Source organism: Aeromicrobium stalagmiti (assembly GCF_013283745.1).
Classification (GTDB): Bacteria; Actinomycetota; Actinomycetes; order Propionibacteriales; family Nocardioidaceae; genus Aeromicrobium; species Aeromicrobium stalagmiti.
On sequence record NZ_JABSTZ010000005.1, the window covers coordinates 134,543 to 152,867 of the forward strand.

23 protein-coding genes are annotated in these 18,325 nt (G+C 68.6%); 11 read left to right on the forward strand and 12 right to left on the reverse strand.

Annotation, left to right across the window (positions count from 1 at the left end; genetic code table 11):
- Window positions 1-648: 648 nt before the first annotated feature.
- The 4 genes from HQK15_RS17145 to HQK15_RS17160 form a co-directional block, all read right to left on the reverse strand.
- Complete coding sequence (locus HQK15_RS17145) at window positions 649-1,458, reverse strand: hypothetical protein (protein WP_173492728.1); 810 nt, start codon at window positions 1,456-1,458, stop codon at window positions 649-651.
- A gap of 174 nt (window positions 1,459-1,632) precedes the next feature.
- Entirely contained in the window at window positions 1,633-2,199 is a 567-nt protein-coding gene (locus tag HQK15_RS17150) for a hypothetical protein (protein WP_173492729.1), read from the reverse strand.
- Window positions 2,200-2,249: 50 nt separating this feature from the next.
- Entirely contained in the window at window positions 2,250-2,447 is a 198-nt protein-coding gene (locus HQK15_RS17155) for a hypothetical protein (RefSeq protein WP_173492730.1), read from the reverse strand.
- Window positions 2,444-2,800, reverse strand: coding sequence for a DUF6907 domain-containing protein (locus HQK15_RS17160; protein WP_173492731.1), 357 nt, complete (start codon window positions 2,798-2,800; stop codon window positions 2,444-2,446). Before HQK15_RS17160 ends, HQK15_RS17155 begins: the two co-directional genes overlap by 4 nt.
- Before the next feature lie 236 nt (window positions 2,801-3,036).
- Between HQK15_RS17160 and HQK15_RS17165 the strand changes: the two genes are divergently transcribed.
- Genes HQK15_RS17165 through HQK15_RS17180 form a run of 4 tightly spaced genes read left to right on the forward strand, consistent with a single transcriptional unit; the run spans window position 3,037 to window position 4,407 of the window.
- The gene (locus tag HQK15_RS17165) at window positions 3,037-3,198 is read left to right on the forward strand and encodes a hypothetical protein (protein WP_173492732.1); all 162 of its coding nucleotides are present in this window, start codon (window positions 3,037-3,039) and stop codon (window positions 3,196-3,198) included.
- 2 nt (window positions 3,199-3,200) lie between these two features.
- The gene (locus tag HQK15_RS17170) at window positions 3,201-3,587 is read left to right on the forward strand and encodes a TadE family protein (protein WP_173492733.1); all 387 of its coding nucleotides are present in this window, start codon (window positions 3,201-3,203) and stop codon (window positions 3,585-3,587) included.
- Window positions 3,584-4,012: a hypothetical protein gene (locus tag HQK15_RS17175; protein WP_173492734.1), complete on the forward strand. Its 429-nt coding sequence runs from the start codon at window positions 3,584-3,586 to the stop codon at window positions 4,010-4,012. Before HQK15_RS17170 ends, HQK15_RS17175 begins: the two co-directional genes overlap by 4 nt.
- On the forward strand, window positions 4,009-4,407 hold the full coding sequence (locus tag HQK15_RS17180; RefSeq protein WP_173492735.1) for a pilus assembly protein TadG-related protein: 399 nt from the start codon (window positions 4,009-4,011) through the stop codon (window positions 4,405-4,407). Before HQK15_RS17175 ends, HQK15_RS17180 begins: the two co-directional genes overlap by 4 nt.
- Window position 4,408: 1 nt before the next feature.
- Here the strand turns inward: HQK15_RS17180 and HQK15_RS17185 are convergent, their stop codons facing one another.
- Both HQK15_RS17185 and HQK15_RS17190 read right to left on the reverse strand, forming a co-directional pair.
- A complete protein-coding gene (locus HQK15_RS17185; protein ID WP_173492736.1) occupies window positions 4,409-4,987 on the reverse strand; it encodes a DNA gyrase inhibitor YacG in 579 nt (192 codons plus the stop codon).
- Complete coding sequence (locus HQK15_RS17190) at window positions 4,984-5,400, reverse strand: HIT family protein (protein WP_173492737.1); 417 nt, start codon at window positions 5,398-5,400, stop codon at window positions 4,984-4,986. The genes HQK15_RS17185 and HQK15_RS17190 overlap by 4 nt, the downstream gene beginning before the upstream one ends.
- Window positions 5,401-5,437: 37 nt before the next feature.
- Here HQK15_RS17190 and HQK15_RS17195 point away from each other — a divergent pair, with 37 nt between their 5' ends.
- On the forward strand, window positions 5,438-5,620 hold the full coding sequence (locus HQK15_RS17195; RefSeq protein WP_173492738.1) for a DUF5302 domain-containing protein: 183 nt from the start codon (window positions 5,438-5,440) through the stop codon (window positions 5,618-5,620).
- A gap of 22 nt (window positions 5,621-5,642) precedes the next feature.
- Window positions 5,643-6,749, forward strand: coding sequence for a peptide chain release factor 2 (prfB, locus tag HQK15_RS17200; protein ID WP_173492739.1), 1,107 nt, complete (start codon window positions 5,643-5,645; stop codon window positions 6,747-6,749).
- A 266-nt stretch (window positions 6,750-7,015) separates the two neighbouring features.
- On the opposite strand, the gene HQK15_RS17205 is transcribed toward prfB, so the two are convergent.
- From HQK15_RS17205 to HQK15_RS17230, 6 genes are all read right to left on the reverse strand, one after another.
- The gene (locus HQK15_RS17205; RefSeq protein WP_173492740.1) at window positions 7,016-7,552 is read right to left on the reverse strand and encodes a hypothetical protein; all 537 of its coding nucleotides are present in this window, start codon (window positions 7,550-7,552) and stop codon (window positions 7,016-7,018) included.
- Window positions 7,553-7,619: 67 nt separating this feature from the next.
- A complete protein-coding gene (locus tag HQK15_RS17210; protein WP_173492741.1) occupies window positions 7,620-8,627 on the reverse strand; it encodes a sugar phosphate isomerase/epimerase family protein in 1,008 nt (335 codons plus the stop codon).
- On the reverse strand, window positions 8,624-9,811 hold the full coding sequence (locus HQK15_RS17215; protein WP_173492742.1) for a Gfo/Idh/MocA family protein: 1,188 nt from the start codon (window positions 9,809-9,811) through the stop codon (window positions 8,624-8,626). The genes HQK15_RS17210 and HQK15_RS17215 overlap by 4 nt, the downstream gene beginning before the upstream one ends.
- A gap of 78 nt (window positions 9,812-9,889) precedes the next feature.
- Entirely contained in the window at window positions 9,890-10,942 is a 1,053-nt protein-coding gene (locus HQK15_RS17220) for a substrate-binding domain-containing protein (protein WP_173492743.1), read from the reverse strand.
- 41 nt (window positions 10,943-10,983) lie between these two features.
- A complete protein-coding gene (locus HQK15_RS17225; RefSeq protein WP_173492744.1) occupies window positions 10,984-11,997 on the reverse strand; it encodes an ABC transporter permease in 1,014 nt (337 codons plus the stop codon).
- The gene (locus HQK15_RS17230) at window positions 11,994-13,520 is read right to left on the reverse strand and encodes a sugar ABC transporter ATP-binding protein (RefSeq protein WP_217361798.1); all 1,527 of its coding nucleotides are present in this window, start codon (window positions 13,518-13,520) and stop codon (window positions 11,994-11,996) included. Before HQK15_RS17230 ends, HQK15_RS17225 begins: the two co-directional genes overlap by 4 nt.
- 109 nt (window positions 13,521-13,629) lie before the next feature.
- On the opposite strand from HQK15_RS17230, the gene HQK15_RS17235 reads away from it, so the two are divergent.
- The 5 genes from HQK15_RS17235 (at window position 13,630) to HQK15_RS17255 (ending at window position 18,325) form a co-directional block, all read left to right on the forward strand.
- Complete coding sequence (locus HQK15_RS17235; protein ID WP_173492745.1) at window positions 13,630-14,826, forward strand: ROK family transcriptional regulator; 1,197 nt, start codon at window positions 13,630-13,632, stop codon at window positions 14,824-14,826.
- A 48-nt stretch (window positions 14,827-14,874) separates the two neighbouring features.
- Window positions 14,875-15,564 carry a cell division ATP-binding protein FtsE gene (gene ftsE, locus HQK15_RS17240; protein WP_173492746.1) on the forward strand — a complete coding sequence of 230 codons (690 nt, stop codon included), beginning with the start codon at window positions 14,875-14,877 and terminating at the stop codon, window positions 15,562-15,564.
- A 15-nt stretch (window positions 15,565-15,579) separates the two neighbouring features.
- Window positions 15,580-16,494, forward strand: coding sequence for a permease-like cell division protein FtsX (ftsX, locus tag HQK15_RS17245; protein ID WP_173492747.1), 915 nt, complete (start codon window positions 15,580-15,582; stop codon window positions 16,492-16,494).
- 89 nt (window positions 16,495-16,583) lie between these two features.
- Window positions 16,584-17,855, forward strand: coding sequence for a M23 family metallopeptidase (locus tag HQK15_RS17250; RefSeq protein WP_173492748.1), 1,272 nt, complete (start codon window positions 16,584-16,586; stop codon window positions 17,853-17,855).
- Entirely contained in the window at window positions 17,852-18,325 is a 474-nt protein-coding gene (locus HQK15_RS17255) for a type II toxin-antitoxin system RatA family toxin (protein WP_173492749.1), read from the forward strand. The genes HQK15_RS17250 and HQK15_RS17255 overlap by 4 nt, the downstream gene beginning before the upstream one ends.

Below are 18,325 nucleotides of genomic sequence, written 5' to 3' on the forward strand. Positions count from 1 at the left end.
ACATCCCCGCGATGTATGCATCGGGCATTCCACAGTGCTTTAGCAGCCCATAGACCGCCTACGGAGTGGTGGGCATTCGAAAGTTGTGAGCAGAATTTCGCTACGAAACTTCAGACAATGGCAGTTCTTCGCGCCGATACTTGGATCGGTAGACGGTCGGCAACGGAGTCCAGTATGTACATTTCGAAAAGTGTGCGAGAGGCCAACGTCGTTGAGACGTGGGAGGCCGAGACGGGTCATCGATTGAACGTTATGCGACGCGTCGAATTCTTGAGGCGGCCGGAAGTTCGCGAGCTTCGGAGGATTAGTCGTCAACTCCTAGGTGAGGGTGCGCGCATCGCCGTTCGTCGTAACCCGCACGGTCACCTTCTGCTTGGTGAATGGCTTGAATGTTGCGAGCAGCGTCGGCGCGCCGTAGAGAGCGCCACCCTTCCCTCTGGCGGGAACCTATCGGGCAGAGGCGAAACTCGCCGCATGAGACGCGTTCTATCCAAGCGAGCGGGTGTAGACATTGAAGCTGAGCGCAAAGAGTTTGAGCGAGAACGGGACGCCAGGCGATCGTCAAAGCTTCATGCTGAAGGCCCCCCTAGCTGCTCGTCGTGTGGACGAGTCATCTCGTCGAATGGCCAGTGCTCGTGCTGAGTCTGCTCATTTGGGTTCCGGAAAGTTCTCTGGCGTCAGTCCGCCCTTGGGCATCTGAAGCTTCAATCTTCTGCCGCCCGCTCGGTGCGCGTTCCACGCCAAGATCATGAGGGCGAGCGCTTCGGTCTCGTTGACCCGCCCACCTCCAACGCGCAGCTTCACGATGCGGAGGCGCAGCGCAGCGATCGGGGAGTCGGCCGCGACTCCATCACCGTCAGCGACCCTCGCAAGGAACCAGTCAGCTTCGTCGGGATCGAGCGGCGAGAACAGCCAGTGGCATAGGCCAATGACCGACGCTGGCAGGAAAGTTCTGGTCGCGTACCGAGCGGCCACATCTGCAGACGTCCGTATCTGTGGGTTCGCGCCAATGAAGCCGTTCATCTCTCGAGCGGTCGGACGGACCGCACCAGTGTTCGTGCGTGCCCCTCGCTGCCACATAACGGCTCGCCTGACGACCGCGGCAAGTGTCGTGGTGTTGTCCTCGCCCTGGAGCTTCAGAGCGTCCGCATAGGTCCGTTTTGCGCCGACGTCGACCGTGTCCATCACATCGGCATCTACGCCCCGCATGACGACCATGGGAATCGTGACGTCGGCGGCGACGACGGCGGAGAGGCGATGCTGGCCGTCGATGAGCTTGCCGGTTTGGTCGAACTTCAGAGTCTCGCCGTTGAGCATCCAGTTGCCGGCGAGCATGTCGCGGGCGTAGGAGTTCACGACGGGTTGGCGGAGGTTGCGGTTGTTCGGATTCTTCGCGAGCCAGGATTCGGCCATGGCGGGGGTGACGTCGATGATCTCGACGGTGGGCGGGTTGGGCATCGGATTTCCTTGGTGAGTGTCGCCAATTGGCGACAGGGGCGGGGCAGCCTCCAAATCCTTGGAGGCCGGTGTATCGGAAATTTCCGACACTGTGGCGCCGCCGCCCGGGTGTCTACCGTGGTAGACACCCGAGTGGCGGGCGCGGTGAGCCTCGTGTGCCGTTCGGGTCGGGGATCATGCGCGAGCCGCCTCGCATGCGTCGAGGGCATGTTGGATCGCCAGATGATTGGCCTTGCTCGCCATCCAGGGAGCTGGCCACGCGGGGAGGCAGTCGGGGCCGAACTGCTCCCATTTGCGCATCGCAGTCTTGAGCGTGACTCCCTTTCGCCAGTCGGCATACGCCTGGAACATTCGCCAATCGACGAGAAGCACTCGGCGCAAGATCCGGCCGGCGACCGCAAAGTGCGCGTCGCTGTCGTTCATGTAATCGATCAACAGGTCATACAAGACTGGGTCGATCAATCGTTGAGAAGCAGCCCGCTGCACCCGACGCTCCTCGATGCGCTCCTTGCCCCCGCTCCGTTCGAACCCGCCTCGATCAAGATGGACCAACTCGTGGGTCAGGGTGGAACGAAGCGAATGCTCCGGGCGACCGACCAAGAGCGAAACGGATAGATCTGCGAAGTGGGTGACCCCCAAGGGGCGCTCCCACTTCGCGACCTTGCCGTTATGCCACCTGAGGTCAACCCCGGTACGGCGTGCGAGATCGTCCCACGGCGAGTACGCGGCCGGACGGCTCATGAGCCGAACGCCCACGGCTTCGGCGAGCCGAGGAGGTAGCCCGCCCGCCTTCACGCGTCGGCCCGCTCGTCGAGCCAGTCGCACTTGGCCTGCATGTCCGCAATTGCGGATAGTTGGGTCCAATCGTCGGCGGTCATCTCGTTCATGACCCGCATATGAGTCCGGATCGAAGCGCGGACATCGTCAGCAAGCCCGGCAACATCGATGGTCATGTAGTCGCCGCAGTGGACGACGCGCCCGGTACTCATGCGTCCAACTCCGATCGAAGGTCGGTCATGATCGCGAGGATGGCAGGAAGGTCGAGCACGTCGTACTCCGAGAAGCCTCCGAAGCCGCTGTCGTCGTGGCCGTCGACCTCTATGAACGGGCCGTAGGCGAGCGCGTCCGTTTCGATCGGCGTCTCCAAGCACTCGTACCAAGCGAGGCGGGCAACAAACACGCCGCCGCGGGCCGTGGGGTGCTTCCGCTCTGCGCCGCGGTGGAAGGCTCCCTCAGAGCTGACCACGTCGCCTTGGTCGTGCTTCTCCGCGCACCAGGCGGGACAGATGAATCCGTCAAGAGGTTGGACGGGAAGTTCGACCTTGCGGTCGAGTTCCGTCATGTACGGCTTCGGTGGCCGTGACTTCGTTTCAGTAGTGTTGGTCATAGTTCGATCTCCCTTGTTGAGGTTGAACTCACGTCCCCGGCTGCTGAAACAGCGCGGGGACACTTTGCGTATCTGAAGTGAATGTTGTTCCCGGTCGTGTTCCTGATCCTGCCCGTGACCGTCGTCTTCGCCTTCTTTCCCGGCTATGTCGGGCTCCACCTCACTTCGGGCATGTAACGGAAGGAAATCCCATGAGACGACTCCGATCCCACCGCCACGACGAGCGTGGTGACGTCCCCGGCTGGGTCATGATCACCGTCATGTCCGCCGGGCTGGTGGCGGTCCTCACCGCTGCTGCCGGGCCCCAGCTGCGGAGCATGCTGACGCAGGCTCTGTCGGCGGTCGGCGGCTGACCGTGCCCGACGCCGGACGCGAGCGAGGCTCCGCGGTCGTCGACTTCGTGCTGATCATGGTGCTGCTCGTTCCGCTCGTGCTGGGCATCGCGCAGGTCGCGCTGGTGCTGCACGTGCGCAACACCTTGGCGTCGGCCGCGTCCGAGGGCGCACGCTCCGCCGCACCCCTCGGTGCCACGCCTGCTGACGGCGCTGAGCGGACCCGCAGCATGATCCGCCGCGCTCTCGACGACCGCTACGCCGATGACGTGTCAGCGTCGTTGACCACGGTCGGCGGTGTGCCGGGAGCCGTCGTCCAGGTGCGGGCCAAGGTGCCCGCGCTCGGCCTGTTCGGTCCGTCGGTGACCCTCGACGTGAGCGGGCACGCGGTGCGTGAGGTCGAGCCGTGAGGCCGCGCGACGACGGCACCGCGACCGTCGAGTTCGTCTGGCTGACCCTGCTCCTGCTGGTGCCGTTCGTCTACATCCTGGTCGCGGTGTTCGACACGCAGCGCGCCTCCTACGGCGTCTCCACGGCCAGCCGTTCGGCGGCGCGGGCCTTCCTGCAGGCGTCCGACCCGGCGACCGGCGAGAAGCGGGCGCGGCTCGCCGCGAGGGTCGCCCTGGACGACCAGGGGCTCGACGCCGCCAGCATCCGCATCACCTGCCTGCCGGCGCCGGGGGAGTGCCTGCAGCCGGGCTCGTCGGTGCGGGTCGTGGTGCGGGCGACCCAGCCGCTGCCCCTGACTCCGAGCGCGCTCGGTAGCCAGCTGGGCGGGGTGACGGTCGACAGCACCCACACCGAGCCCTATGGCACGTTCCGGGAGGAGCGGTGAGGCGCGAGGACGGTCAGGTCACCGTCATGACGATCGGCTTCCTGCTGTTCGTCGGCCTGCTCGCGGTCGTCGTCATCAACTCGTCGGCGGCGTTTCTCGAGCGGCAGCGGCTCGACAACATGGCCGACGGCGCGGCGCTCTCCGCAGCGGACGGGTTGAGCCGCGCCACGTTCTACCGTCGCGGCGAGGTGACGCTCGACGGCGCGCAGGCGCGGCGACTCGTCGGGCGTTACGTCGGCGGCGACGGTGTCCGGATCGTCCGGGTCACGACGGACGACGAGCAGGTGAGTGTGCGTCTGGAGCGGTCGATCGACCTCGCCCTCGCACCGCCGGGATGGGACTCGCAGACCACGATCGTGTCGGAGGCGACGGCTCAGCTGAGGCTGGGGGACTGAGTCAGACCAGGCGCTGGATGACGACGCCGCCGAAGCGAGCCTCACCGATCGTGCACTCGATGCCGTCGATCCAGCACCGCCCGGTCTCGAGCACCTCACCTGCGATCTCGCTCTGGGGCCCGGCCGGAGACTCGGCGTAGAACACGATGAGCCCGCCGGCCATGCCCTCGTTGTAGCCGACGACGCGGCGTCCGCCACGGTCGGCGGCGCGCTGTGAGCAGTCGGCGCACACCGATGCCGGGTAGCGGTCGGTGAGGAACGTCGGTCGGCCGCAGATCGGGCACGGGTGGGTGGGGGAGGCGTCGGGCTCCGGGGCAGGGGCCGGCGCGTCGACGCCGTACAGGTGCCGCTGCTCGGCGAGCCAGCCGACGATGAGTGTCTCGATCGTCTCGCCCGACAGGGCCGTCATGCTGGTCTGATATCCGCCGCGATAGCCGATGACAGCGGCGCGGTCGCCACCGTCGAAGGCGAAGCCACCGCACACGAGATCGCCCTCGAGCTCGTCGTGGGGGTGAGGGACGACGTCGACGTGGAGCACCTCTGCGGCCTTCGCGGCGGCCTGTGCGCGGGTCAAGGTCATGCCAGGGCCTCCCGGATCGTGGCGGCACAGGTCTCGGCCTCGCCGTCGGCATACTTCGTGCGGGGCCAGAAGAAGCCACGCAGGCCGTCGCCCTTGGTGCGGGGGACGACGTGCACGTGCAGGTGCGCGACGCTCTGCGACACGACGTTGTTCATCGCGACGAACGTGCCCTGGGCGCCGAGCCCCGACGTGATCGCGTCGGCGACGCGCTGCGCCGCGGAGAACAGCGGCACGATGAGCGGCTCCGGCAGGTCGGACAGCGTCACGACGTGCTGGCGCGGCACCAGCAGGACGTGCCCCTTGAAGACCGGTCGCACGTCGAGGAACCCGACCACGTCGTCGGTCTCCATCACGATCGTCGCCGGCGTCGTCCCGGCGACGATGCCGCAGAACAGGCAATCGGGATCGTTCACGGGACCAGTCCATCACGAACAGCGTTAGTGTGAGGACATGGCTGACTCAGAGAGCAACGACCAGAAGGCTGACATGAAGGCCAAGTTCCGCGAGGCGCTGGAGAAGAAGAAGGGCAAGCACCACGCGACGGCCGAGGGCGCCGAGCACGACGGCAGCGAGAAGTCGCACGGCGCGAACGGCCCGACGCAGTCGCCGGAGTTCCGCCGCAAGAGCGTGTGACCTGACGCGGTAGCCTCGACAGGTGGCAGCACCAGATTTCGAAGAGCAGACCAAGGCACTCGACGCGACCCTGACGTCCATCGAGAAGGTGCTCGACCTCGACGCCGTGCGTCGGGAGATCGACGGACTCCAGGTGGAGGTCGGCGACCCGGCACTCTGGGACGACCAGGCCAACGCGCAGCGCGTCACGAGTCGCCTGTCGACCCTGCAGGCACAGGTCGAGCGGGTCACCGGTCTGCGCACCAGCCTCGACGACATCGCGATCATGCACGAGATGGCTGTCGAGGAGGGCGACGCCGAGACGGCCGCCGAGGTCGATCGCGAGCTCGCCCGCACCCGCAAGGCCATCGAGTCCCTCGAGGTCCGCACCCTGCTGTCGGGCGAGTACGACGAGCGCGACGCGCTGGTCTCGATCCGCTCGGGCGCCGGTGGCGTCGACGCCGCCGACTTCGCGCTGATGCTGCAGCGCATGTACATCCGCTGGGCCGAGCGTCACGGCTACACCGTCGAGATCTACGACGTCTCCTACGCCGAGGAGGCCGGCATCAAATCGACGACCTTCGCGGTCAAGGCCCCCTACGCCTACGGCACGCTGTCGGTCGAGTCCGGCACCCACCGCCTGGTGCGCATCTCGCCGTTCGACAACCAGGGTCGCCGGCAGACGTCGTTCGCCGCGATCGAGGTCGTGCCGGTGCTGGAGCAGACCGACGAGATCGACGTCCCCGACGAGGAGATCCGCGTCGACGTCTACCGGTCGTCAGGACCCGGTGGCCAGAGCGTCAACACGACCGACTCGGCCGTCCGCCTCACGCACATCCCGACCGGCACGGTCGTCAGCTGCCAGAACGAGAAGAGCCAGCTGCAGAACAAGGCCAGTGCCATGGTGATCCTCAAGGCCAAGCTGCTCGCGCTCAAGAAGGCCGAGGAGCGCGCCCACCTCGACGAGCTGCGCGGAGACGTGCAGGCGTCGTGGGGCGACCAGATGCGCAACTACGTGCTCAACCCGTACCAGATGGTCAAGGACCTGCGTACCGAGTACGAGAGCGGCAACACGCAGGGCGTGCTCGACGGCGAGATCGACGACTTCATCGAGGCGGGCATCCGCTGGCGCCGGGAGCACGCCGCGTAGCGGCTGTTCTCCGGCGTCAGCCGGTGGCCGGGCTAGCGCAGCGGGAGCGTCTCACGCCGCAGGCGTCGTCCTGCGAAGCCGGCATCCGCTGGCGCCGGGAGCACGCCGCGTAGCGGCTGTTCCTCGGCGTCAGCCGGTGCCCGGGCTAGCGCAGCGGGAGCGTCTCACGCCGCAGGCGTCATCCTGCGAAGCCGGCATCCGCTGGCGCCGGGAGCACGCCGCGTAGCGGCTGATCTTCGGCGGCAGCCGGTGCCCGGGCTGCGGCGTCAGTCCTCGAGGGCCTGCTTGTCCTCGACCCGCTGACGGATCCTGCCCATGCCGGGGATCTTGGCGATCATCTCGTTAAGCTCCTCGATCGTGTCGAGCATGTCGTGGATGTCGGGCGCGACCGACTTCATGTTCTCGACGATCGGCAGGATGTCGGTGATCGTCTTGTCGACCAGGTCGGGCAGGTGGTCGATCAGGCGCACGAGGGCCTCGACCTCGTCGGGGCTGGTGCTCTTGGCGAGGCGGTCGAGCGTCGGCTTGAGCTGCTCGAGCGACGGCGCGAACGAGTCGAGCAGGTGCTGGGCCCGCTCGATGGTGGGCTCGACGCTGCCGACCGTGCCGGCGGTGCGGATGATGACCTTGTCGGCGGCCTCCCGCGTCCGTTCGATGCGGTCGACCAGCCCGTCGACGCGTGCCAGCAGCGCCTCGGCGGAGTCGAGCAGGGCGATGGCCCGGGGGACCAGGCCGAGCGCCTGCTCGACGAGCGCAGGTCCTCGGGCGACCAGGGCCAGTGCGTCACGCGGGTCGAGTCTCATCCCTCGACGCTAGCCCGGGAGTGGTGAGTCTGCTCGTGACCACCCCCGGGGTGGTGCGGGGGTGGGGTCAGTCAGACGTGCTGAAGGCGGCGTCGAATGCCGCTGTCGGCGCGTCGAACAGGTTGGCCTTGACGAACTCCAGCGCCTCGGGCGCCCCGAGCAGGCGGTCCATGCCGGCGTCCTCCCACTCGATCGAGATGGGTCCCTCGTAGCCGATCGTGTTGAGCATGCGGAAGCACGCCTCCCACGGGACGTCGCCGCGACCGGTCGAGACGAAGTCCCAGCCCCGACGCGGGTCGGCCCACGGCAGGTGCGAGCCGAGGATGCCGTTGCGGCCGTTGCCGATCTGCTTCTTCGCGTCCTTGCAGTCGACGTGGTAGATCCGGTCCTTGAAGTCCCAGAGGAACCCGAGCGGGTCGAGGTCCTGCCAGACGAAGTGCGACGGGTCCCAGTTGAGCCCGAACGCCTCGCGGTGACCGATCGCCTCGAGCGCTGCGTGCGTCGTCCAGTAGTCGTAGGCGATCTCGCTGGGGTGCACCTCGTGGGCGAAGCGGACGCCCTCGGCGTCGAAGACGTCGAGGATCGGGTTCCAGCGGTCGGCGAAGTCCTGGTAGCCCGCGGCGATCATCGCCTCCGAGGCCGGCGGGAACATCGCGACGTACTTCCAGATCGAGGAGCCCGTGAACCCGACGACGGTGTCGACGCCGAGCATGCGCGCTGCGCGTGCGGTGTGCTTCATCTCCTCGGCGGCGCGCTGCCGGACGCCCTCGGGGACGCCGTCGCCCCACACGCGCGCCGAGAGGATGTCGTGGTGGCGCTCGTCGATGGGGTCGTCGCAGACCGCCTGGCCCTTGAGGTGGTTGGAGATCGCGTGCACCTCGAGGCCGTAGTGCTCGAGGACGTCGATGCGGGTCTGGATGTAGCCGGGGTCCTCGACCGCGGCCCACGGGTCGAGGTGGTCGCCCCAGCACGCGATCTCGAGGCCGTCGTAGCCCCAGCCGGACGCGAGCTTGGCGACCTCCTCGAAGGGCAGGTCGGCCCACTGGCCGGTGAACAGGGTGATCGGACGGGTCATGCGCTGGCTCCTGTCGAGCGGGTCGTGCCGTCGGCGGCGCTGGCCTCGACGGCGGCGAGCACGCGCTGCACCGCGAGCCCGTCGGCGAACGACGGCGTGGGGTCGGCGCCCTTGGCGATGTCGGTGACCAGGTCGACGACCTGGTGCGTGAAGCCGTGCTCGTAGCCGAGCCCGTGCCCGGGCGGCCACCACGCGGCGATGTAGGGGTGCGTGGCCTCGGTGACGAGGATGCGCCGGAACCCCGCGACGGACGGGTCCTCGGTGGCGTCGAACAGCTCGAGGACGTTCATGTCCTCGAAGTCGAACGCGAGCGAGCCGAGCGTGCCGTTGATCTCCAGGCGCAGGGCGTTCTTGCGGCCGGTGGCGAACCGGGTCGCCTCGAAGACGCCGATGGCGCCGCCGACGAAGCGGGCGGTGAAGGCGGCCGCGTCGTCGACGGTCACCGGTCCACGCTCGGCGTCGGCACTGGAGGAGCCGCCCAGCGTCGCGTGGTCGCCCCCGAGAGGACGCGTCTTCACGAAGGTCTCCATCAGTCCGCTGACCGACGAGATCTCCGAGCCTGTGACGAACTGCGCCATGTCGATGATGTGTGCGCCGATGTCGCCGAGGGCGCCGGAGCCGGCGAGCGACTTGTCGAGGCGCCAGCTCATCGGGGCGTTCTCGTCGGCGAGCCAGTCCTGCAGGTACTGCCCGCGGACGTGGCGGATGGTGCCGAGGCGACCGGACGCCACGAGCTGGCGGGCGAACGCGACGGCCGGGGTGCGGCGGTAGGTGAAGCCGCACATGGCGCGGACGCCCTTCTTCGCCGCCGCAGCGGCTGCCGCGGCCATCAGCTCGGCCTCCTCGACGGTGTTGGCCAGCGGCTTCTCGCACAGGACGTGCTTGCCGGCCTCGAGCGCGGCGATCGCGATCTCGGCGTGCGTGTTGCCGGGGGTGCAGATGTCGATGACGTCGATGTCGTCGCGGGTGAGCAGGGCCCGCCAGTCGGTCTCGACCGACTGCCAGCCGAAGCGTCGGGCGACCTCGCCGGCCGCGGCCTCGTCGCGTCCGCAGATCGCGCGGAGCTCGGGCGTCAGGGGCAGGTCGAAGAAGGCAGGTGCGGTCCGCCAGGCCTGGGAGTGCGCCGCGCCCATGAAGGCGTAGCCGACCATCCCGATGCCGAGCCCGGTCCGTGTGTCGCTCATGCGTGGGTCCTCATGCTGGGGTTCCTCGTGGCTGGGTGGTGGTGGGGCCCGCGGCGTGGTGCCGCGGGCCCTCGTCGATCAGGACCTGAACGCGGACGGCAGGTAGGTGTCCACATTGTCCTTCGTGACGATCGGAGCAGCCAGCTTGAGCTGGCGCGGCACCTCGATCTCGGCGAGGTCCGACATCGACTTGCCCTGCACGAGCAGGCGGGCGAGCTTGATGCCGTCGGCAGCCTGCGTCGACGGGTAGATGACCGTCGCCTTGAGCACCGAGTTGTCGGCCTTGATGGCGTCCATGACGTCGGCCGATCCGGCGCCGCCGATCATCGTGAACTCGTCGCGGCCGGCGTTCTTGATGGCTGCGAGGACGCCGACGCCCTGGTCGTCGTCGTGGTTCCACAGGTAGTCGATCTTGGGCGCGGCCTGCAGCAGGTTGGACGCGGCCTTCTCGCCCGACTCGACCGTGAACTCCGCGGCGACGCGGTTGTCGACCTTGAGGCCGCACGACTTGAGCGCGTCCGAGAAGCCCTTCGAGCGCTCCTGCGTCAGGGGCAGCGAGTCGATGCCCGCGATCTCGGCGACCTTGAGGCCCTTCTTGCCCGCGGCGTCCTCGCAGACGAAGGTGCCGGCGGAGACGCCCATGCCGTAGTTGTCGCCCAGCACCGTGGTGCGGGCAGCGAACGGGGAGTCGAACTCGCGGTCGACGTTGATGACCGTGATGCCGGCGTCCATGGCCTTGCGGGCGACCGACGTCATCGCGGCGCCGTCGAACGGCAGCAGGACGATCGCGTCGACCTTGTCGTTGATGAACGTCTCGACCTGGGAGATCTGCAGGTTGACGTCGTTGGTGCCCTCGGCGACCTTGAGCTCGACGTCGTCGTACTTGTCGGCCTGCGCGACCGCCGACTTGGTGATCGAGCCCATCCAGCCGTGGTCGGCCGCCGGTGCGGAGAAGCCGATGACGACCTTGTCGCCCGACTTGTCGTTGTCGGTGTTGCTCTTGCCGATCGACTCGCTGGTGTCGCTGTCGCCGCTCGAGCTGTTGGTGCAGGCGCCGAGGACGAGCGTGGCGGCCGCGAAGGCGCCGGCCATCGCGAACGCGCGACGGCGACGGGGGTGGATCGTGGACATGTGGACTCCTGGTGTGGTGGGGGACTGCGTGTTGCTGGGTGTCACGTCTTGCGGTTCGCGATCCGCTGCTGCAGGAGCACAGCGATCACGATGATCACGCCCTTGGCGACGGCCTGGGCGGACGTCGAGAGGTTGTTGAGCGTGAAGACATTGGTGAGCGTCGTGAAGATCAGGACGCCGAACAGGGTGCCGACGACGGTGCCGCGGCCGCCGCTGAGCAGCGTCCCGCCGATCACGACGGCGGCGATCGCGTCGAGCTCGTAGAGGTTGCCGTGCGTCGAGGAGCCGGTCGTGGTCCGCGACATCAGCATCACCGCGGCGATGCCGCAGGTCGTGCCGAGGAGCGCGTAGAGGTAGACCGTGTGCCGCTGCACCTTGATGCCGGCGAGCCGGGCCGCCTCGGGGTTGCCGCCGACCGCGAAGGTGCGTCGACCGAACGTCGTGCGGTTGAGCAGGAACCATCCGGCGGCGGTGACGACCGCGAAGATGATGACGATCACCGGGATGCCGAGCGGCTCGGCACCGAAGAAGTCGAGGAAGCCCTGGTTGCGGATGATCTGGGTCTTGCGGTCGGCGATGATCTCGGCGAGGCCGCGGGCCGAGGCGAGCATCGCGAGCGTGGCGATGAAGGGGACGATCCTGCCGTAGGCGATCAGGACTCCGTTGATCGCGCCGCACGCCGTGCCGACGAGGACCGCGCTGAACACCATCGCGACCCAGCCGATGTCGTCGGCCATCGCCTGGGTGCCGGTCGTCGTGGCCCAGATCGAGGCGAGGGCGACGATGGCCCCGACCGACAGGTCGATGCCGCCGCCGGTGATGACGAACGTCATGCCGATCGCGACGACGCCGATCACCGCGGCGAGGCGCAGGATCGTCAGGAGGTTGTCGGTGCTGGCGAACCGGTCGCCGGCTGAGGCCACGCCCACGACGCACAGGATCACCAGCGCGATCACGAGGCCGAGGTTGCGGGCCAGCCCGACCGAGCCCCCGCGGTCACCCCGGGGCGTCGGGGTGGGGACGGTGGTGGAGGGGTCCTGCAGAGATGCGCTCACGCCGCATCTCCTTTCTGGTGGTCGTGGGTGGCAAGGATGCGGTCGAGGACGCCCGAGGCGTCGATGGCGTCGCTGGCTCCGTCGTGCACGACCGAGCCCTCGGCGATGACGAGCACGCGGTCGGACAGGCCGAGGACCTCGTCGATGTCGCTCGACACGACGACGATCGCGACGCCGGAGTCGGCCAGCTGGCGCACGAGCGTGTAGATCTCCGCGCGCGCTCCGACGTCCACGCCGCGCGTGGGCTCGTCGAGCAGCAGGACCTTGCACGACCTCAGCAACCAACGGGCCAGGACGACCTTCTGCTGGTTGCCGCCCGAGAGGGTGCGGATCACGCGGTCTGGGGCGTCGGGCCGGACGTCGACCGAGCGGATCGCCTCGTGGGCGGCGCGGCGCTCGGCGCCCTCGGTCGACACGCCGTAGCGGGAGAAGCGGTCGATGCTCGCGAGCGAGACGTTGCGATAGACGGCGTCGTCGAGGATGAGCCCCTGCGACTTGCGCTCCTCGGGGCACAGGCCGAGGCCCGCTCGGACCGCCGCGTCGACCGACCCGTTGCGCAGCCGGTTGCCGTCGACCGTGACCGAGCCGCTGCTGGCGCGGCGGGCGCCGAAGATCGTCTCCACGATCTCGCTGCGCCCGGCGCCGACGAGTCCGGCGAGGCCGACGATCTCGCCGGGCCTGACCGCGAACGAGACGTCGGAGAACTCGCCGTCGCGCCCGAGAGCGTCGACCGAGAGCAGCGCGGGGCCGTCGGGGAGTGCCCCGGACCGACGGGGGAAGACCGACGAGACGGTGCGCCCGGTCATCAGCGTGATGAGCTCGGACGTCGGGGTGTCCTTGGCGGACAGGTCACCGGCGACGGTCCGGCCGTCCTTGAGCACCGTGAGGCGGTCGCCGATGCGGCGGATCTCCTCGAGCCGGTGGGAGATGTAGATGATGGCGGTGCCGGACGCCCGGAGGTCGTCGACGACCCGGAACAGGCCGTCGACCTCGTCGGGGTCGAGCACGGCCGACGGCTCGTCCATGACGATGACCTTGGCCTGCCGGGAGAGGGCCCGGGCCATCGAGACGATCTGCTTGCCGGCGGCCGAGAGGCTCCCGACCTCCCGGGTGGGGCGGATCTCGGGGTGTCCGAGGGTCTGGAGCAGCTCGCGGGCGGTCCGGTTCATCTCGGCGTCGCGGGTGACGCCGCCGCGAGCGCGCTCGTGCCCGAGGAAGATGTTGTCGGCGACGCTGAGCCCGTCGACGAGGTCGAGCTCCTGGTAGATCGTCGCGATCCCGGTCGCGAGCGCGGCCTGCGGATCGGTGAACGTCACGGGTTCGCCGTCCCAGAGGATCGTGCCCTCGTCGACGCCGTGGGCTCCGGAGAGCACCTTGATGAGCGTCGACTTGCCGGCGCCGTTCTGGCCCAGGAGGCAGTGGACCTCGCCGGGGCGGATCGTCAGGTCGACGCCGTCGAGCGCGCGGACGCCGGGGAACTCCTTGACGATGCCGCGCATCTCGAGCAGTGGGGGCTGTGACATGGCCGTGACACTAGTCACACGTTATGTCGGTCGTCAAGCAAAAGTCGGACGGCGAGCGACATACTTAGATGTCGAGCGTGATCCAAGGGGGTCTGGTTTACTCATGGCCATGAGTTCGCCCGCCGGGCTGCCGCCGACCCTCGTCGGCACGGGAGACCTGTTCCAGCTGCTGCGCGACGGCACGCCTCGCACGCGCGGCGAGCTGGCGCAGCTCTCGTCGCTCGCCCGATCCACCATCACCGCGCGGGTCGACGCGCTGCTCTCGTCGGGGCTGCTGCAGCCGGTCGGTGAGGCGGCCTCCACCGGCGGACGTCCGCCGACCCGCTTCGCCCTCAACCGGGCCGACCGTGTCGTGCTGGCCATCGACCTGGGCGCCTCGCACGCCAGCGTCGCGGTGAGCGACCTGTCCGGGCAGGTCCTCGACCAGCGGACCGTCCAGAGCGACATCGCCGACGGCCCGGTCGTCGTCCTCGACCGTGTCGCCGCGATCGGCGTCGAGCTGCTCGGCGGCATCGACCGGCAGGTCGCCGACGTCGCGGGGGTCGGCATCGGGGTGCCCGGACCCGTCGAGCACGCCACGGGCCGCCCGGCCAACCCGCCGATCATGCCCGGGTGGCACGACTTCGACATCCCCGCCCACCTGGGCCGTCAGTTCGCGGGGCCCGTGCTCGTCGACAACGACGTCAACCTCATGGCGCTCGGTGAGTACGTCACCTCGTGGCAGACGGCCCCGCACCTGCTGCTCGTCAAGGTCGCGACCGGCATCGGTGCCGGCATCGTGACCGACGGTCGGCTGCTGCGGGGAGCGCTCGGCTCGGCCGGAGACCTCGGGCACGTGCAGGTCGCGGGCGCTCCGCAGGACGTCGTGTGCCGCTGCGGCAACATCGGCTGCCTGGAGGCGATGGCGGCCGGTCCGGCGATCGCGGCCGCGCTGCGTGGCCAGGGTCTGGACGTCGAGTCGTCGCAGGACATCGTCGATGCCGTCTCGGCCGGCGACATCGCGGCGCTGCAGGCGGTGCGGGCGGCCGGGCGCGACCTCGGCTCGGTGCTGGCGACCTGCGTCAACCTGCTCAACCCGTCCGTCATCGTGATCGGCGGCAAGCTCTCCGAGGCGGGGGAGTACCTCCTCGCCGGGGTGCGCGAGGTCGTCTACCAACGCTCGCTCCCGCTGGCCACGCACGACCTGCGCATCGTCAGCACGTCCGCGGGCAGCCAGGGCGGCATCCTCGGGGCGAGCGCGATGGTCATCGACGCCGTCCTCGCGCCACGGGCCGTCGACGAGTACGTCGCTCGGCGGATCGCCTGACCACCCGCCTCCCACGTCACTGGGCACCGTCTGCCTAGACTCGATCGGGTGATTCGATTCGACAAGGTCACCAAGACCTACCCGGGCCAGAAGCGCGCAGCGCTCGATGCTGTCGACCTCGAGATCGAGAAGGGCGAGTTCGTCTTCCTCGTCGGCGCCTCGGGCTCCGGCAAGTCGACCTTCCTGCGCCTGATCCTGCGCGAGGCCCGCCCGACCAGCGGACGCGTCTACGTCGCCGGCAAGGAGATCAACAAGCTCTCCAGCTGGAAGGTGCCCAAGCTGCGCCGCCAGGTCGGCACAGTGTTCCAGGACTTCCGCCTGCTGCCCAACAAGACCGTCACGGAGAACGTCGCGTTCGCCCTCGAGGTGATCGGTCGTCCGCGCGCCGACATCAAGAAGCTCGTCCCCGAGACGCTGGAGATGGTCGGTCTCGAGGGCAAGGGTCACCGCATGCCCGACGAGCTGTCCGGCGGCGAGCAGCAGCGCGTCGCCGTCGCGCGAGCGTTCGTCAACCGGCCGATGATCCTCATCGCCGACGAGCCCACCGGCAACCTCGACCCCGCCACCAGCGTCGGCATCATGAAGCTGCTCGACCGGATCAACCGCACCGACACGACCGTGATCATGGCCACGCACGACTCCTCGATCGTCGACCAGATGCGCAAGCGCGTCATCGAGCTCGAGGGCGGACTCATCGTCCGCGACGAGGCCCGCGGCATCTACGGCTACCAGAACTAAAGAGGAACCCATTCGATGCGAAGCACCCTGAGTGAGCTGCGCCAGAGCCTGTCGCGCAACAAGTCCATGTCGATCTCCCTCATCGTCACGATGACGGTGTCCCTGCTGCTCGCGGCGCTGGGCCTGCTGATCCTGGCCCAGTCCGACCGCACGGAGAAGTACCTCGGCGACCGCCTGCAGCTGCAGGTCAACCTGTGCACCAAGAACTCGCCGAGCGCCAACTGCATCGGCGGCTTCGCGACCAAGGCCCAGCAGGCCGCGGTCGAGGAGGCCCTGCGGGGCAACTCCCAGGTCGAGTCGTTCGAGGAGCGGACCCCGGCCGAGCAGTACGAGGCGGCTCGGGTGAAGTTCGGCCAGTCCGAGACCGGCCGCAAGCAGCTCGAGACGTTCAGCCCTGCGTCGTTCCCGTCGTCCTACTTCGTGACGCTCGTCGACCCGCAGAAGTACGACAGCGTCGAGAGCGAGCTCAACGGCATGGACGGCGTCGGGAGCGTGATCTCGCTCAAGGAGACGCTCGGCCCCTTGTTCACCGCGCTCGACAAGCTGCGCGACGGCGCTCTGGCGATCTCCGGCCTGCTGGTCGTCGCCGCGATCCTGCAGGTCTCCAACACGATCCGCATGACGGCGTATGCCCGACGGCGCGAGATCGGCATCATGCGACTCGTCGGCGCGTCGAGCTGGCACATCCAGCTGCCGTTCGTGCTCGAGTCGCTGCTGGCCGCACTCATCTCGGCGGCGCTGGCCGCGGCCGGTCTGATGGCGTTCATGCGCTTCGTCGTCTACGGCTATCTGCGGCAAACCCTCGACACCTTCACGACCTGGGTCGCGTACGGCGACGCCGTCCAGGTGATCGGCTACACGACCGTGCTCGCGGTGCTGCTCGCGATGCTGCCGACACTCCTTCTCACCCGGAAATACCTTGACGTGTGAGCTCCGTGGCTTAAAGTCGAGATTGACAGTTTCACCCGTACGTCGACAGTCCTCGGTCCGCCGGGGATCCTTCCCCCCAGGTCGAGGTCATGTTCAGCTCCATCACGCACCCCAGGCGACGCCATGCGCTGACCGCCGCGGTTCTCGCGACGACGCTCGTCGCGTCCCTCTCATCGCCGTCCTTCGCTGACAAGAAGGACGACCTCGAGAAGCAGAAGAAGGACGCCAACAGCGCGGCCCAAGACGCGAAGAAGGATCTCGACGCGTCGAGCAAAGAGCTCATCGCCGCCGCAGCCGCCCTCAAGAAGGCCCAGGCCAAGCTCGACACGGCCCAAGCGACCCTCGGCAAGACCCGCGGCAAGGTCGCGACAGCCGCCGCGCTCGACCAGCAGATGCAGGCCAAGCTCAACCGCAGCCAGGCAGATCTTCGCGTCGCACGGGCCAAGCTCAGCTCGGGGCAGAAGAAGCTGACGGACTCCGAGGACTCCGTCGAGGAGTTCGCGGTGCAGCAGTTCCTGCAGGGCGACCAGAAGCTGCGCGCGGTCAGCGACCTCCTGCGCGGGCAGGATGCAGACTCCTTCGGCGAGGACCTGACCCTCACCACGGCCGTCGGCGACCAGCAGGTGGCCACGATGCAGGCACTCGACGCGACGCGCGTCATCCTCAAGCTCAAGCGCGAGAAGGTCCAGAAGCTCCGCGACCAGGTCAAGGAACAGCGGGAGCAGGCCGCGGCCAACCTCGCCGAGAAACAACGCCTCGAGGCGGCTGCCGAGGAGCAGGCCGCCCAGGTGACCGAGCTGGTCGTCGCCCGCAAGGGCGCCCGCAACTCAGCCGCCGCTGCGCGTCGCGAGGACGAGCGGCAGTACCAGGAGAAGGTCGCCGAGAGCAACGCCCTGGCCGCTCGTATCCGGGCACTGGCCGCCAAGGACGTGAAGTCCGGAGGCAAGGGCACGGGCGGTGACGCCGGCGGTGCGCTGTCCTATCCCGTCAACGGCCCGATCACGTCGCCGTACGGCATGCGTCGTCACCCGATCACGGGCGTCTACAAGCTGCACGACGGCACCGACTTCGGCGTCGGCTGTGGCACGCCGATCAAGGCCGCCGCCAGCGGCACCGTCATTGAGCAGTACTTCAACGCCGCCTACGGCAACCGCGTCATCCTCAACAACGGCGTCAAGCGCGGCGTCAGCGTCGTCACGACGTACAACCACCTGTCGCGCTTCGCGGTCAGCGCGGGCAGCAAGGTCACGCGTGGCCAGGTCATCGGCTACGTCGGGACGACCGGCTACTCGACCGGCTGCCACCTGCACTTCATGGTGCTGACCAACGGCGCGACCGCGAACCCCATCGGCTGGTTGTGACGCGGATCGAGTCGAGCGTCGTCGTCGACCTCGAGCCGGCGCTGGCCTTCGCGGTCTCGCAGACGACCGGTGCGACGCGGCTGCGGTGGGACCCGTTCATCCACGAGCAACACTTCCTCGACGGTGCGGCGGCTCCCGCCAAGGGCGTACGCACCGAGACCCGCCACCGCTCGCGGCTGCGCATGGTCAGTGAGTACGTCTCGTTCAACCCGCCGACCAACGTGGGCATGAAGATGGTCGAGGGCCCGTGGTTCTTCGCGTCGTTCGCCGGCGGATGGCGCTTCGCGGACGAGCCGGGCGGCGGCTGCCGCGCGACGTGGCGCTACAGCTTCCAGTGCCGGCCCGCCTGGCTGGCGCCCCTGGCCGAGCGGATCGGGGCGGTCGTCCTGCGCCGCGACATCGATCGACGCATCGCCGGATTCGCGCGCGGATGCGCCGACCCCGAGGTCGTGGCCGCGGTCCGCGGCTGA